Here is a 13,682-nt window from a genome sequence, read left to right on the forward strand (position 1 = left end):
GAGGCCGATTTCTGGGGGACGGGCGGTGCCTGCCGCTTTGGCGCAACCGGCCTGGGGCGCAATCGAAGGGGGCGGGCCTTCAAGGTCCGCCTCCGCCTAGGTCGAAGGCCACGCATGCGAACGCGCTCAACACAGACCTTGCAGGGCAGTGTTGCGACCAGCGGGGCACCACTCCTGGAGCCCTGAAAAGTTGTCTTTGCTCGACGGGCGAGTGGGCACTGACGTGAGCGCTCCAACGAGGGTGGTCAGGGCTGGCGCCGATGATGCAGGGTCACGCGGATCGCTGTCCCACGCACACGGGGCTGCCATCAGTGCGAGGGCGGCGACCGCGATAACGCAGGTTCGAACGGATTTTCTCATATCAGCCTCCAAGCTGAAAGCGAGCGGAGTCATCGTGCTCATTCGGCGTCCGTCACCCGAAGGTGAAGGCGTAGGCTTGCGCTCCTGGATCGAGAAACTGCACCTCGAAGCTGCGTTCGCGGACATCTCCTGCCTGCCGGACGAGTTGGTAGAGGCCGGTCTGCGAAACCACTCCTGTGCCCTCGGCGTCGATGTCGGCACCGTGATCTGCGCCTGGCGCTTTGCCGTCGATCGTGACCCGGAAGCGAAGCGGCTTGCCAGCAGGGCCGGGGCCGAGCACGAGATGCAGGTCGCGGGCGCTGAAGCGATAGGCGATGCTGCCGTTGGAGCGATTGAGCGTGGCGTGCTCGGCACCCACGGTCCAGTTGCCTGAGAGCCCCCATCGGTTGAGCCGCAATGTCGGGATCGAGTAGTTTCGAGCCTGATCGCCGGCGATACCCTCGGGCGAAGCGAAGCCCGACGCCTTGAGATAGCCGAGATAAGTTTCGTCCGACCGTGCCTGCGCGGGGGCGGCAGCTGCCTCTGCGCCCGTGGCGGCGGGAGAGACGAGGCCGCCATTCACCGCACGGCTGCCCGCCGCTTCCGCGAGCAAATCCTGAATGACCTGCTCGGACCGGGCAGTGTCGCCTTCGCCGAACTGCCGGTGGCGGATGCGCCCCTGGCCGTCGATGAAGTAAAGGGCTGGCCAGTAGCTGTTTCCGAACGCGCGCCAGATCCTGAAATCATTGTCGATTGCGACCGGATGGCTGATCCCGAACCGAGCAACAGCTTGCCTGACGTTATCGATGTTTTTCTCGAAGGCGAATTCCGGCGCGTGAACGCCGACCACCAATAGACCCTGTTCCTTGTACTTCTCCGCCCAGGCGCGGACATAGGGCAGGGTGCGAATGCAGTTGATGCAGGAATAGGTCCAGAAATTGACGAGAACGACCTTGCCGCGACGTTGTTCGGCGGAGAGAGGGGCCGAGTTCAGCCACGCGACCGCACCATCGAGACCAGGCGCAGCCCCCTGGTCAGGCAGGGGGCTTCGGTGGGGTGTCCGCGCATCGCTCGCCGATCCGGCGCTGTGGTCGTCCGCCAGCCGCGTCCGGTTCGCGGCAGCGGCGTCTGGACCGAGCCGATCGAGCAGCGCCTGTTCAATCCCGTTGGTGCTTGCATAGGAAAGCCGCGCCAGCGGGCCCGTGTCGAGCCCCGACGCGATTGCCACGATACTGGCGAGGATTGCGATACCCAGGCCCTGTCGGACGCGCTCTCCGATGCCCAGGGAGCGCCTCATCGCCGCGAAGATCGGGCCACCTGCAAGGAGTGCCAGGCCGAGCGCTGTTGCCGTGCCCGTGGAATAGGCGATGAGAAGCAGGCTCGTCTCGAGATTGGCTCCATGGAGCGCCGCGCCGGTCAGCAGCAGGCCCAGGACCGGACCCGCGCATGGCGTCCAGAGAAAGCCCGTCGCCACGCCAAGCAGCAGCGAGCCGCCAATCGTACCGTGTCCCGACCCGACCCCTCTGGCCAGTCGCTCACCGAGCGCGACGAACGGGCGTGACAGGAGTGCCGCGGCACGCGGCGAGATCAGTGTCGCCGCGAACACCGCCAGAAGCGCCACCGCGGCATGGCGGCCGAGTTCGTTGGCGCGCACCATCCAGGCTCCGCCGACCGCGCTCAGGGTGACGACCCCTGCGAAGCTCGCCGCCAGGCCGACGAGAATGGGCAATGTGCTGCGAAGAAACGGTTGGTCGGCCCGCGCAAAGACGAAGGGCAATATCGGCAGAATGCAGGGGCTGACGACCGTCAATGCTCCTGCCAGATAGGCAATTACGAACAGCGTCATGGCCGATCCTCTCAAGCACTCCCTGCGCAGTCCTCCACGCCGGAGATCCCGAATGTTCGGCTGAGCTAACCGCGTGATGTATCTGGAGTGTCGTTCGGCATGAGCAGATCTGTAACGGAGTGTAGGCGCATGCCTTCGGCACGGCATCGGGTAGGCCTTCGCACCCCAAGGTGGTGCAACACGATCACCGGATAAAAGGCGCCAGGTGGCAGCGCCCCGCGATAGCGGCGTCCGCCGAAAACATTGTTCAACCATGTATCGCCGGATGAACGCGATACATGGTGGTACAAATCTCCACGCAAATGCTGAGATCTGCAGGCGGGACACTGCTACTGGGCTGGCAGCAATGGCGGAAAGTCGTATCGATGGACCAGATTGATCACGTGCTCGTTGTCGACGACGATCGGGAGCTTCGGGATCTCGTTTCGAGCTATCTGAAGAAGAACGGCTTACGCGTAACCGTCGCCGCGGATGGTCGCCAGATGCGATCCTTCCTTGAAACCGACAGGGTCGACCTGATCGTCCTCGACATCATGATGCCGGGAGATGACGGGCTCGTGCTCTGCCGTGAGCTCAGGGCAGGCAAGCACAAGGCGACGCCTGTGCTGATGCTGACTGCCCGCAACGACGAGACGGACCGGATCGTCGGCCTCGAAATGGGAGCCGACGACTATCTGGCGAAGCCTTTTGCTGCCCGCGAACTGCTTGCCAGGATCAAGGCCATCCTGCGCCGCACGCGCATGCTGCCGCCGAACCTGCAGGTGACCGAGGTCGGCCAGTTGCTCACTTTCGGTGATTGGCAACTCGATACGGTTGCGCGTCACCTGCTGGACAAGGGGGGCACGGCGGTGACACTGAGCGGCGCGGAATACCGGTTGCTGCGCGTTTTCCTCGACCATCCGCAGCGTGTCTTGTCGCGCGACCAGCTTCTCAACCTGACGCAGGGGCGCGAGTCGGAGCTGTTCGACCGTTCGATCGATCTGCTGGTCAGCCGCGTGCGCCAGCGGCTGGGCGATGACGCGCGCGAACCTGCCTATATCAAGACCGTGCGCAGCGAGGGCTATGTCCTGGCCAAGCCGGTTGAGATCACGACGGCTCGCCAATGACCGTGCTCTCCGATTTGCGCCGCACCATGCATATGCCGCGCACATTGCGCTGGCGGCTCTTCCTCATTCTCCTCGCGGGATTGGCCGTGGCACACGCGCTTTCCTTCGGCATCCTGTTCCTCGAGCGCACCATGAGCGCCAAGGCGACGATGCTGACGACGCTTGAACGGGATGTCGGGACCTCGATCGCACTCCTCGACCGGCTTCCGCCACAGGAGCGTGCGCAATGGCTGCCGATGCTGGATCGGCCGACCTATCGGTACGAACTCGGGCAGGGGCAGGCTGGCGTACCAGAGTTGGGCAGGCGCGCGGCGGAGATCGCGGAGACGATCAACGCCGCGACCGGACAGCGATTTCCCGTCAAGGTCGAGAGTATCCCGGGGCAGGGTTCGCGGCTTCAGGCCCATATCACGCTGAGCGATGACTCGCTGGTGACCATCGACGTGATGCCGTCGCTGATGCCCTTGCCGAGTTGGCTGGCCTATGTGCTCGTGGCCCAACTCTTCCTGCTCATATTCTGCACGTGGCTTGCCGTCCGCCTCGCGATCCGGCCCCTGCTGCACTTGGCTGAGGCCGCCGCAACTCTGGATCCGAACCGAAAGGCCGAGCGGCTCGATGAGACGGGCCCGGCGGAAGTCGCTTATGCAGCGACAGCATTCAATGAAATGCGGGACCGTATCGCGCACTATCTGCGGGAGCGCGTGCAGATCCTCGCTGCAATCTCCCATGATCTCCAGACACCGATCACCCGCATGAAGCTGCGCGCCGAAATGGCGGAGGACGGACCGGAAAAGGACAAGCTCCTGAATGACCTGTCCGAGATCGAGCGGCTGGTGCGCGAGGGGGTGGCCTATGCGAAAAGCGCGCAGGGCGATGCGGAGCGGCCCACGCGCATCGACATAGCCTCCTTCGTCGAGAGCATCGCCTTCGACTATCAGGACATCGGCAAGGCGGTGAATTGTACCCGGATCATCGATGCGGTGGTGGTGACGCGCCCGCACGCGATCCGCCGCATCCTCACCAATCTCATCGACAATGCGCTCAAATTTGCCGGAGCGGCTGAGATCGAGATCGAGAGCCTGCCTGACGGCAAGATCAGGATTGCTGTGCTCGATCGCGGCCCCGGCATTCCCGAGGATCAGCTTGAGGCGGTGCTGCAGCCGTTTCACCGGCTGGAGCAGTCGCGCAGCCGCGACACGGGGGGGACCGGATTGGGTCTCGCGATCGCCCATCAACTGGCCCTGACGACTGGAGGGAGCCTGCGACTGAGGAACCGGTCGGGTGGAGGTCTGGCGGCGGGGGTCACGCTCGGCTGACGTTGGGCAGCGCCCTCATCCCGGCCGTCGTCGCATGACGCTCGCCTTTCGCAGGGCTCGGTGTTCGCCGTCGCGAGCCTTGGGATGGGCTTTCAGATCATCGGACCGGATCACCTAGCCGGTTCGATGATCGAACTTTCTGTGTTTGCATCGGTTCTCCCGAAAACTGCAATCCAGTTTTCGGGCGGATGCTTTAGCCGCTCGCTCGTTGCTTCCGGAACGCGGGGACTGGCAAGCCGCCCCAACCCCAGTTCTCCAGTTCGACCTCCTCGATCACGACAAAGGTGGAGTCGAGTGGCTTGTGCAGCACGTCGAGCAGGAGCTTGCTGACGCCTGCGATGAGCGATGCCTTCTCTTCGGCTGTCACCGAAGAGCGGCCGGGCCCGGAGCCTTCCCGTGTGACCTGGATGGTGACGATAGGCATGATGATCTCCTTCGTTGACCGTCGTTAGTGGCCGGCGCTCTGGCCGCCGTCGACATGCAGGATCTCGCCGGTCACGAAGCCGGCAGATTCCAGGAACATCACGGCATCCACGATATCCCTGATCTCACCCATGTGCTTCACGGGATGGAGCGCAGCGAGAAATTCATGCGTCTGCGGCGCATGCATGGGGGTCTTGATCACGCCCGGGGCAACCGCATTCACCCGGATACCCTTCGTGGCATATTCGATCGCCAGTGACTTGGTGGCCGAGTTGATGCCGCCCTTGGTGAGATTGGCGAGAACGCTCGGCACGCTGCTGTTCGCCTGATCGGCGAGGCTCGTGGTGATGCTGACGATATGGCCGGAACCCTGCTTGAGCATTTCCGCCGCAGCACGCTGCGTGATGTGGAAGAAGCCGGCGAGGTTGATCGCGATCTTGTTGTTGAAGTCCTCGGACGAATAGTCCGTGAACGCCTTGGCGACAAAGATGCCGGCATTGTTCACCAGCGTGTCGACCCGGCCGAAGCGGGACATCGCTTCCCGGATCACCGCTTCGGCGGTTGACGGGTCGGCGATATCGCCGGGAACCGCAACTATGTCCTGATCGCCGGTCTGCTTGATCGAGCGCGAGGTTGCGACAACCCGGTAGTTTCGATCGCGGAACGCCTTGACCAGACCGGCGCCGATGCCTTGCGATGCGCCGGTAACGATCGCGACTCTCTGTTCGTTGCTCATGATGATCCTCGCTGATGTTCACCAGCCTGCGTTACTGCGGCTGGCAGCCCGTCCGGGGCTGTTGCGCAATATTTGAGGGATCCGGAGCGAGAGCTGAATGGTTGCTGTCGGGCAGGCATTCTTCCGCCGGGCGGAAGAATGCCGACACATTTTAAGGTTCGAGCGGGCCGGCTTCGGACGAGAGCCGTGCAAACTCCGCACGCAGGCGCGGGACCGCAAAATCAAGGAAGGCCCGAACCTTGGGAACCGACGGGCGCCCTTGCGGCGTGAGAAGGTGGACAGGCATGGCCGGGGGCTCGGCATGCTGCAGCAGACGTTGCAACGAGCCGTCGTGGACACGTTCGGCGACGTGGTAGGTGTAGAGCCGGGTCACGCCGAGCCCGCCGACCGCCGCACCGAGCGCAGCGCGAACGCTGTTGACGATCAGGCATGGCTTGAACTGGACTGATCTGGCGATGGAACTTCCCGCTGCTGGCGGAAAGACCCAGGCATCGCGCCCGAAATGCGTCGTGGTCACGATGCGATGCTGGGCGAGATCGGCCGGCTCGTCGATGCGAGGATGCTGGGCGAGATAGCGTGGGGACGCGACGACCACACGTTTCACGTTGCCGCCGACGCGCACGGCCATCTGGGAAGAGTCCGGCAACTCGGCGACGCGCAGCGCGACATCAATTCCCTCCTCGACCAGATTGGCGTTGCGATCGAGCAGGACGAGATTGACCGTTACAGCCGGGAAGGTGTCGAGATAGGCATCGATGATCGGACGCAGAATCTCCTCGCCGCTGATCGGAGGCGCAGTGATCGTCAGGGTTCCCCGCGGAGCTGCGTGTTCGCCCCCCGCAACGGCCTCTGCTTCCTGCAGATCGACAAGCACGCGGCGGCAGGCGACGGCGTAGCGCTCGCCGATCTCGCTGAGCTTGATCGTCCGTGTGGTTCGGTGGAGCAGTGCGGCTCCGACCTGCTGCTCAAGAAAAGCGATGGCCCGACTGACCGCTGCCGGAGACCGGCCGAGCTGACGCCCCGCTCCAGCGAGGCTTCCCTCGTCCAGGGCGGCGATAAACACTCTCATCGCCTCGATGCGATCCATGCACCATCAACAGTCCTGCGGAATGTCCAGAGTCAGGTATTCCCCGGCCGAGTTCAAGCCCGGCCGACGGGGGCGATGGCCGCGGCGAAGGTCGCAGGTTCTTCCTGCGTAGGGCTCTCCGAAGCCTCATCGCGGTGCGCGAGCAGCCCGCTGAGTTTGCAAAGTCGCGTGCATAGTTTTCATAGCTGGCCCGGCCGCACTCGGCGGCTCGCAATGTGCCGCTGAGGGGGAGGTTAGCCGAGAAGCTTGACGAGTTCCTGCGCAGCGGCGGTCGACGAGGCGGGGTTCTGGCCGGTGATCAGGCGGCCATCGACGATCGCGAAGCTCTGCCAGTCAGCTGCTTTTTCATAGCGTCCCCCGAGGCGCTTCAGTTCGTCCTCGACGAGGAACGGCACGACGTTGGTGAGCTGGACGGCCTCCTCCTCGGAGTTGGTGAAGCCCGTGACGCGCTTGCCCTTGACGATCGGCTGCCCCTGATAGGTTACCCGGTGCAGTACGCCCGGCGCGTGACAGACGGCGGCGACGGGCTTGCCGGCATTGTAGAACGCCTCGATCAGCGCAATCGAAACCGGATCCTCGGCAAGGTCCCATAACGGACCATGACCACCGGGATAGAAGACGGCGTCGTATCCTGTCGTCGTAACATCACCGAGCTTGGCGGTGTTTGCCAGAACCTGCTGCGCAACGGGATCCTTCTTGAACCGCGTCATGGCATCGGTCTGGTTGCCGGGCTCATCGCTCTTGGGGTCAATCGGTGGCTGGCCACCCTTTGGCGAGGCAAGGGTGATCTCGGCGCCAGCGTCCTTGAAGACGTAGTAGGGCGCTGCGAATTCCTCGAGCCAGAAGCCGGTCAGCTTGCCGGTATCGCCAAGCTGATCATGTGACGTCAGCACCATCAGGATCTTCATCTTCGCAACTCCCTCGGTTGAACAACACGCGACTGAACGGGCTCAGACGGATGACCTCCGGGGCGCGGGGCCTGAAAATGAAACCGGGACGCCTGCGGGCTCTCGCCCACCAGCCGATACGCGATGAGGATCATGGCCGGGCGGGAGAGCTTTACTCGCAACCCGACGTCGCCCGATCATAGCACGAATGGCCGAGATGGCTTCGGCGCCGCGCTAACCTGCTACGCGTGCATTGCGCCGGATGGCCTGTGGCGGCTGGCCATAGTTTCTCAGGAAGGCACGCCGCATCCGCTCCCGGTCGGCGAAACCGGTTTGCTCGGCGATGGCCTCGACAGGGTGGCCGGTCTGCTCCATCAACAGGCGCGCGGCTTCGACCCGCAGGTTCTCGACCGCCTTGGCCGGCGACTGGCCGGTCTCCGCGCGAAAGGCACGGCTGAACTGGCGGGGGCTCAGCCTGGCGGCGTCGGCGAGATCCTCGACGCTCAGGCGCGACTGGAGATTGCTCCTGGCATAGTTGAGTGCCGACTGAACGCGGTCCGACTTGGCGTCCATGTCGAGCAAGGCGGAATGCTGCGACTGGCCCCCGGCGCGCCGGTGATAGACAACGAGCTTTCGCGCCGTCAGGCGTGCGACTTCGGGGCCGAGATCTTTCTCGATCATGCCGAGGGCGAGATCGATGCCGGCGCTTGCGCCGGCTGATGTCCAGATCGGACCATCGACGATGAAGATGCGGTCGGGATCGACCTTGATCCGGGGATAGCGCGCGGCGAGGTCCCTGGAGCTTGCCCAATGGGTTGTGGCCTGGCGTCCGTCCAGCAAGCCAGCCTGGGCCAGCACGAAAGCGCCAGTGCAGATCGAAGCGACGCGGCGTGCCTTGGTCGCCGACCGGCGCACGAAGTCGACCATCGCAGCCGACACTTCCGATCCCGCGAGATCGCCACCGAAGATCATGGTGTCATAGGGCGCATCGTCGAAGGTTCCGGTCTCCAGCATCAGGCCGAGCGAGCTCTTCACCGCTCCTCCGCTCTGCGACATCACCCGGACGTCATAGAAGGCGCTGGGTACCGAGAGATTGGCGAACTCGAAGGCCGAGAGCGCAGCGAAACTCATCAGCTGGAAGCCGGGCGAAACGACGAAACCCATCCGATGCATGGCACGCTCCGATCAGGTCATTGATGTCCTGAAAGGTGGTATAAATGACATTTGAGACATGAGCAAGCAGGTCTAGCTTCCTCGCCATGGAGCCCCGCTGGGGGCAATGGAGATGAAGCAATGAGCCAGGGATTCAAGGGTTTCGCACTGGTGACCGGCGCCTCGTCCGGTATTGGCGCGATCTACGCCGAGCGTCTCGCACGCCGTGGCCACGATCTCATTCTCGTGGCGCGCAATGCCGAACGGCTGCACAAGCTGGCCGACAGGATTGCAGCTGAAACGGGCCGCAAGGTCGAGGTCATCGCTGCGGATCTCGGCAAGCGCGACGATCTCGCCAGGGTAGAGACGGAACTGAGGAGCAATCGGCGAATCACTACGTTGGTCAACAACGCCGGTGTCGGTGCGACGGCTCCGCTCCTGCAGTCGGACATCGACAAGATGAGCGACATGATTGCTCTGAACGTCGACGCCTTGATGCGCCTGACTTACGCCGCAGTGCCCGGATTCGTCGAGCGCGGCGGCGGCACGATCATCAATATCGCTTCGATCGTCGCCGTCGCGCCGGAGCGCCTGAACGGCGTCTATGGTGGCTCCAAGGCCTTCGTCCTGGCCTTCAGCCAGTCCTTGAAGCACGAGCTGTCGGACAAGGGCGTGCGGGTTCACGTCGTGCTGCCGGGAGCGACGGCCACCGACTTCTGGGAGATCGCCGGAAAGCCGGTCGAGCACCTGCCGAATGAGATCGTGATGACGGCCGCGGCGATGGTCGACGCGGCCTTGGCCGGCCTGGATCTGGGTGAGTTCGTCACCGTGCCGTCCCTGCCGGATGTGGCTGACTGGAATGCCTTTGAGGCAGGACGGCAGGCGCTGCTGCCCAATCTTTCCCGCGCCGAACCGGCTGCTCGCTATGGCGTCCGGCCCGAAGCGGCGTAAGCTCCCCGTCGGGCGGCCGGTCGAAGCGCGACACATGTCACGCCTGGATCTCTGTCATTTCAGGCGCCTGGAGGTGTGTCGCAACTCTCACTCATCTGAATGGAAGGAGTTCGACATGAGCGATACTCAACTGCGCAGCGAAACTGCAGACAAGAGCCTCGGAGCCCTGGCGGCCGACCTGAAGCTTGAGGTCGTCAGCATCCCCGTTGCGGATGTCGATCGCGCCAAGCGCTTCTACGGTGGCTTGGGCTGGCGCCTTGATGCCGACATTGCAGGCGACAATTTCCGGGTCATCCAGGTCACGCCTCCAGGCTCGCCCGCTTCTGTCATTTTCGGCAAGGGCAACACGGTGGCCCCCTATCTCATCGTCTCCGATATCGTGGCGGCGCGCGCTGCGCTCGCCGCTCGCGGAGCCGAGGTGAGCGAGGTCTACCATTACGGCGAGCAGGGAGACCGCCGCAGCGGGCCCGAGCCGACACGGCGCAGCTACGCGTCGTGGCTCTCGTTCAAGGACCCGGACGGCAATGAATGGCTGCTGCAGGAGGTCACCCATCGTCTGCCCGGACGGGTCGAGGCGGGTGATACAAGCTTCGCCTCATCCAGGGAGCTCGCAGCCACGCTCCGGCGTGCGGCGGCCGCGCATGGAGAGCACGAGAAGCGGAACGGCGGGCAGCATGATGAGAACTGGCCGGACTGGTATGCCGAATACATCGTGCAGGAGCAGGCCGGCAAACCGCTGCCGACATAGGGATCGGCTGCGACGTCTGTAGTGCCTCGGCGAGCCCGGTCGGCAGGGCTAGGCTGCCTGAAGCGAACGATCTGCACGTGGCACATGTCGAGCAGGAGAATTGGTCTCCTGCTCGACATGTTGCGTGTCAGTACAAGGGCACGGCACCAGTGCCCGGCAAGCTGGGTGGCCAAGACTCGTTTGAAGGGAGTTCAGTGGCATGGCGACGGCAGGTCAGCGCGCGGCGTCGGCTCTAAATCTCACTCTCACCTCGTTTCAATTCCCAGGTGAGAATCGCCAGTGCGAGCCGTTCGAGTTCAAGCTCCGTCATGGGATCTCGAGCCGCGGCGGCGTGGATTTCACCAGCCCGCGCACAGGCACGAAGGTAATCAGCCTCCGAACTCAACACGATCGGGCGGCGGCCAGGAAACTCGGGAGCGCGGTTTCTCCTGCGCTCAGGTCGCTCGTCACACATGCCAGATCATCGTCGCGCTACTGACCGCCATCGATCACTATCCACGAATGCCGTCACCGGGCGGCGAGGGGTTAGGCTCATTGTGGCCGTTGACAGCCCTGCGTTGCGGTCGTTGGGCGGCTTCGTTGATCGAGCACTAGCCGCGCGGCACTGCATCATGATGCCGATGGTCGCCCTTGGCCTTCGCCAGTGAAACGGGAACGACTGCGCTTCAGTCGCGCAGTCCCGACGCGATCGGGTTGGCGAACGAGGCGATCGCCGGCAGCAGGCTGAGAACGGTGCCGACGACGAACAGCAGGCCGATCTGCAGGAATTCAGGCTTGTCCAGCGAGATCGTGAGGCGAAGGCCGGTCTGCGCCTCGATCAGGCCTGACAGGACGCCGGCAGCAGCACCACCCAGCAACAGCCCGGCGATACAGCCGAGCGCCATCAGCAGGGCTATTCCGAGCCAGATCACGAGCAGGACGTAGAGCCGGGGTGCGCCCATGGCACGCAATACGGCGTAGCGCCGCCGCCGCAACCCGGTCACCGCAATCAGCAGCAGAAGGATCGAGGCCAGCACCAGCGTCGCGTTCAGCGTGGAAGCGAAGACAAGCACACCGCGCGCGTCGCCGAGCGAGCGATAGATCCCGACCAGGACTTCGGCGGGAAAGAACGCCATCGTCCCGCCCTGGCGATACTGGCTGCGCAGGGCATAGGCCCCGGCGACGCTGCGCGGCTTGACGACGATCGCGGGCACGCCGGGCACGGGGGCGCCATCGAAGGGCGGCCCGATCGTCTCGGTTCCCGCGGCGTGTCCATTGCCGAGCCCGTGAACCTCCCAGACGCTCTCGATCGGTACCAGGATCGCGCGGTCCCAGGGCGATCCGAGCGGGGGTAGGCGTCCGACGATGGTGTAGTCGTGGCCGGCATGGCGATGTCCGGCCTCGTCTTCATCCGCCTCACCCGGTTTGTGAGTCTGGCCCGCAACACCATGCGACGGCGTGATGCTCTCGCCGAGCCGATAGTCGACATCGGCGCCGATCAAGGCTTCACCTTCCCCTGCGAAGAGGCGCCCCTCGCTCGGTGCGACGCGGCCCCAGCGTGTGGCAAAGGCCGCGGTCGTGCCGATAATGGGATAGCCACGGGTGACGTCGCCGAAGGCGATCGGCGCGAAGGCGGCAACACGCTCGTCCCGGGCCAGCGACTGCAGGACGCTTCCGTCCATCAGCGGGATCGCGTCGAGCTGCAGATAGACCGTCGACATCAGCAACTGGGTCTGGCTGCCGGGCGCGCCGATGAGCAGGGCGAAATCATCCGCCGCAGCGGCCGAACTCTGCCGCAGCGCCCGCTCCTGCGCGCCGATCGCCACGCCGACTGCGACCGCCAGCGCTATCAAGGCGACAATCGCGGCCGCCGTCCAACGCAAGGCGCGAAGATCGGCAAGGACCATTGCGAAGGGGTTCATGCGGCCAGCTCCGCGACCGGAGACGCAGCCTTGATGTCGAGCCGGTGCTTCATCCGCGCCAGGAGCGCGGCATCATGCGTGGCGCAGATCAAGGTGGCGCCGGCCTCAACGGCCGCATCGACCAGCAAGGCGCCCACCTCATCGGCATGGGCCGCATCCAGACTGGCCGTGGGTTCGTCGGCGAGGATCATGGCAGGCCGCCGGCAAACCGCGCGGGCAATCGCGACCCGCTGCTGCTCGCCACGTGACAGAATGCCCGTCCGGCGGCGCAGGTCAGTGAGCCCCATGCGCGCGGCGACGGTCTCGGCATGCTCCCGTTCGGCCGGGCCAATCCTCCAGGATGAGAAGGTCGAGGGCAGCGTGATATTGGCAAGGATGTCGAGTTCCGGGATCAGGTGGAAATCCTGGAAGATGAAGCCGAGCGCCGAGAGGCGCCAGCGGTCGCGATTGCCAGGTGACAGGGAGGAGATCTCCGTCTCACCCCATGAGACCTTGCCCGTGCTCGGCACGATCAGTCCGGCAATCAGGTGCAGAAGCGAGGTCTTGCCTGAGCCCGAGGGACCGCGCAAACCGATATGAGCGCCGGAAGGCACTGTGAGTTCGGGAATGTCCAGCACGCGGAAAGGGCGCCCGTCGCCACCGCGATGGTCGAGCGTCACGTCTGAAAGCCGCAATATCCGAGCGGCGGGTCGTTCAGGCGAGTGTGAAGCGGGCATCGACGAGTCTGATCTGGCTGACGAAGCCGGTTTCCGGGTCCGTGGCCGAGCCAATCTCCAACCGACCGGACACGACGACCTTGCGGCCGGCGCTGACCATCGGCGTGATCTCCTTCATGAAGACGACGACGATGTCGACCGGCCAGTCGGCATCCGATTGACAGAACGGGCAGATCGCCAGCGGCTCGCGCGTGAGCACGAAGAAATGGCTTTCCGGCTTCAGTGGCGGCGCCATGTAGCCGGTCAGGCGCACCTCCTGTCCGCGCAGGGACGTGACGCGGTCGGAAAACTGGAAGCCGAGCACGCCGAAGGATTTGTAGAGGCCGTCGAAGGCGATCGTGGCGGGCTCCGCCGCACGGGCCTCCCTGCAAAGCAGGGCCACCGCGAGACCCATGAGGGTCACGCGGCGGGTGGTCAGCATCTCGTGGCGTTGCCGTTGCATCGCTCGTCCCTGTCGGCGGGTCGCCGGCTTAC

13 protein-coding genes are annotated in these 13,682 nt (G+C 64.5%); 4 read left to right on the forward strand and 9 right to left on the reverse strand.

Annotation, left to right across the window (positions count from 1 at the left end):
- Positions 1–412 precede the first annotated feature (412 nt).
- On the reverse strand, positions 413–2,185 hold the full coding sequence (locus BIWAKO_RS22230) for a cytochrome c biogenesis protein DipZ (RefSeq protein ID WP_069880497.1): 1,773 nt from the start codon (positions 2,183–2,185) through the stop codon (positions 413–415).
- 365 nt (positions 2,186–2,550) lie between these two features.
- On the opposite strand from BIWAKO_RS22230, the gene BIWAKO_RS22235 reads away from it, so the two are divergent.
- Both BIWAKO_RS22235 and BIWAKO_RS22240 read left to right on the forward strand, forming a co-directional pair.
- Entirely contained in the window at positions 2,551–3,291 is a 741-nt protein-coding gene (locus BIWAKO_RS22235; protein WP_069880498.1) for a response regulator, read from the forward strand.
- Positions 3,288–4,607, forward strand: a complete 1,320-nt coding sequence (locus tag BIWAKO_RS22240) for an ATP-binding protein (protein WP_069880499.1) — start codon at positions 3,288–3,290, stop codon at positions 4,605–4,607. The genes BIWAKO_RS22235 and BIWAKO_RS22240 overlap by 4 nt, the downstream gene beginning before the upstream one ends.
- Before the next feature lie 193 nt (positions 4,608–4,800).
- Here BIWAKO_RS22240 and BIWAKO_RS22245 read toward each other — a convergent pair whose 3' ends face one another.
- From BIWAKO_RS22245 to BIWAKO_RS22265, 5 genes are all read right to left on the reverse strand, one after another.
- On the reverse strand, positions 4,801–5,031 hold the full coding sequence (locus BIWAKO_RS22245) for a tautomerase family protein (protein WP_069880500.1): 231 nt from the start codon (positions 5,029–5,031) through the stop codon (positions 4,801–4,803).
- A 24-nt stretch (positions 5,032–5,055) separates the two neighbouring features.
- Positions 5,056–5,766 carry an SDR family NAD(P)-dependent oxidoreductase gene (locus BIWAKO_RS22250; RefSeq protein WP_069880501.1) on the reverse strand — a complete coding sequence of 237 codons (711 nt, stop codon included), beginning with the start codon at positions 5,764–5,766 and terminating at the stop codon, positions 5,056–5,058.
- A 151-nt stretch (positions 5,767–5,917) separates the two neighbouring features.
- Positions 5,918–6,853: a LysR family transcriptional regulator gene (locus BIWAKO_RS22255; RefSeq protein WP_069880502.1), complete on the reverse strand. Its 936-nt coding sequence runs from the start codon at positions 6,851–6,853 to the stop codon at positions 5,918–5,920.
- 233 nt (positions 6,854–7,086) lie between these two features.
- On the reverse strand, positions 7,087–7,761 hold the full coding sequence (locus BIWAKO_RS22260) for a type 1 glutamine amidotransferase domain-containing protein (protein ID WP_069880503.1): 675 nt from the start codon (positions 7,759–7,761) through the stop codon (positions 7,087–7,089).
- Between the two features lie 213 nt (positions 7,762–7,974).
- Positions 7,975–8,913 carry a GlxA family transcriptional regulator gene (locus BIWAKO_RS22265; RefSeq protein ID WP_069880504.1) on the reverse strand — a complete coding sequence of 313 codons (939 nt, stop codon included), beginning with the start codon at positions 8,911–8,913 and terminating at the stop codon, positions 7,975–7,977.
- Positions 8,914–9,033: 120 nt separating this feature from the next.
- Between BIWAKO_RS22265 and BIWAKO_RS22270 the strand changes: the two genes are divergently transcribed.
- Both BIWAKO_RS22270 and BIWAKO_RS22275 read left to right on the forward strand, forming a co-directional pair.
- Complete coding sequence (locus tag BIWAKO_RS22270) at positions 9,034–9,843, forward strand: SDR family NAD(P)-dependent oxidoreductase (protein WP_069880505.1); 810 nt, start codon at positions 9,034–9,036, stop codon at positions 9,841–9,843.
- Positions 9,844–9,958: 115 nt separating this feature from the next.
- Positions 9,959–10,591 carry a VOC family protein gene (locus BIWAKO_RS22275; RefSeq protein ID WP_069880506.1) on the forward strand — a complete coding sequence of 211 codons (633 nt, stop codon included), beginning with the start codon at positions 9,959–9,961 and terminating at the stop codon, positions 10,589–10,591.
- A 665-nt stretch (positions 10,592–11,256) separates the two neighbouring features.
- Here BIWAKO_RS22275 and BIWAKO_RS22280 read toward each other — a convergent pair.
- The 3 genes from BIWAKO_RS22280 to BIWAKO_RS22290 are packed head-to-tail and all read right to left on the reverse strand — an operon-like array spanning position 11,257 to position 13,650.
- On the reverse strand, positions 11,257–12,492 hold the full coding sequence (locus tag BIWAKO_RS22280; RefSeq protein ID WP_069880507.1) for an FtsX-like permease family protein: 1,236 nt from the start codon (positions 12,490–12,492) through the stop codon (positions 11,257–11,259).
- Positions 12,489–13,151: an ABC transporter ATP-binding protein gene (locus BIWAKO_RS22285; protein WP_176733374.1), complete on the reverse strand. Its 663-nt coding sequence runs from the start codon at positions 13,149–13,151 to the stop codon at positions 12,489–12,491. Before BIWAKO_RS22285 ends, BIWAKO_RS22280 begins: the two co-directional genes overlap by 4 nt.
- Before the next feature lie 34 nt (positions 13,152–13,185).
- Positions 13,186–13,650 carry a hypothetical protein gene (locus tag BIWAKO_RS22290; RefSeq protein ID WP_244523516.1) on the reverse strand — a complete coding sequence of 155 codons (465 nt, stop codon included), beginning with the start codon at positions 13,648–13,650 and terminating at the stop codon, positions 13,186–13,188.
- Positions 13,651–13,682 lie beyond the last annotated feature (32 nt).

Source organism: Bosea sp. BIWAKO-01 (genome assembly GCF_001748145.1).
GTDB lineage: Bacteria > Pseudomonadota > Alphaproteobacteria > Rhizobiales > Beijerinckiaceae > Allobosea.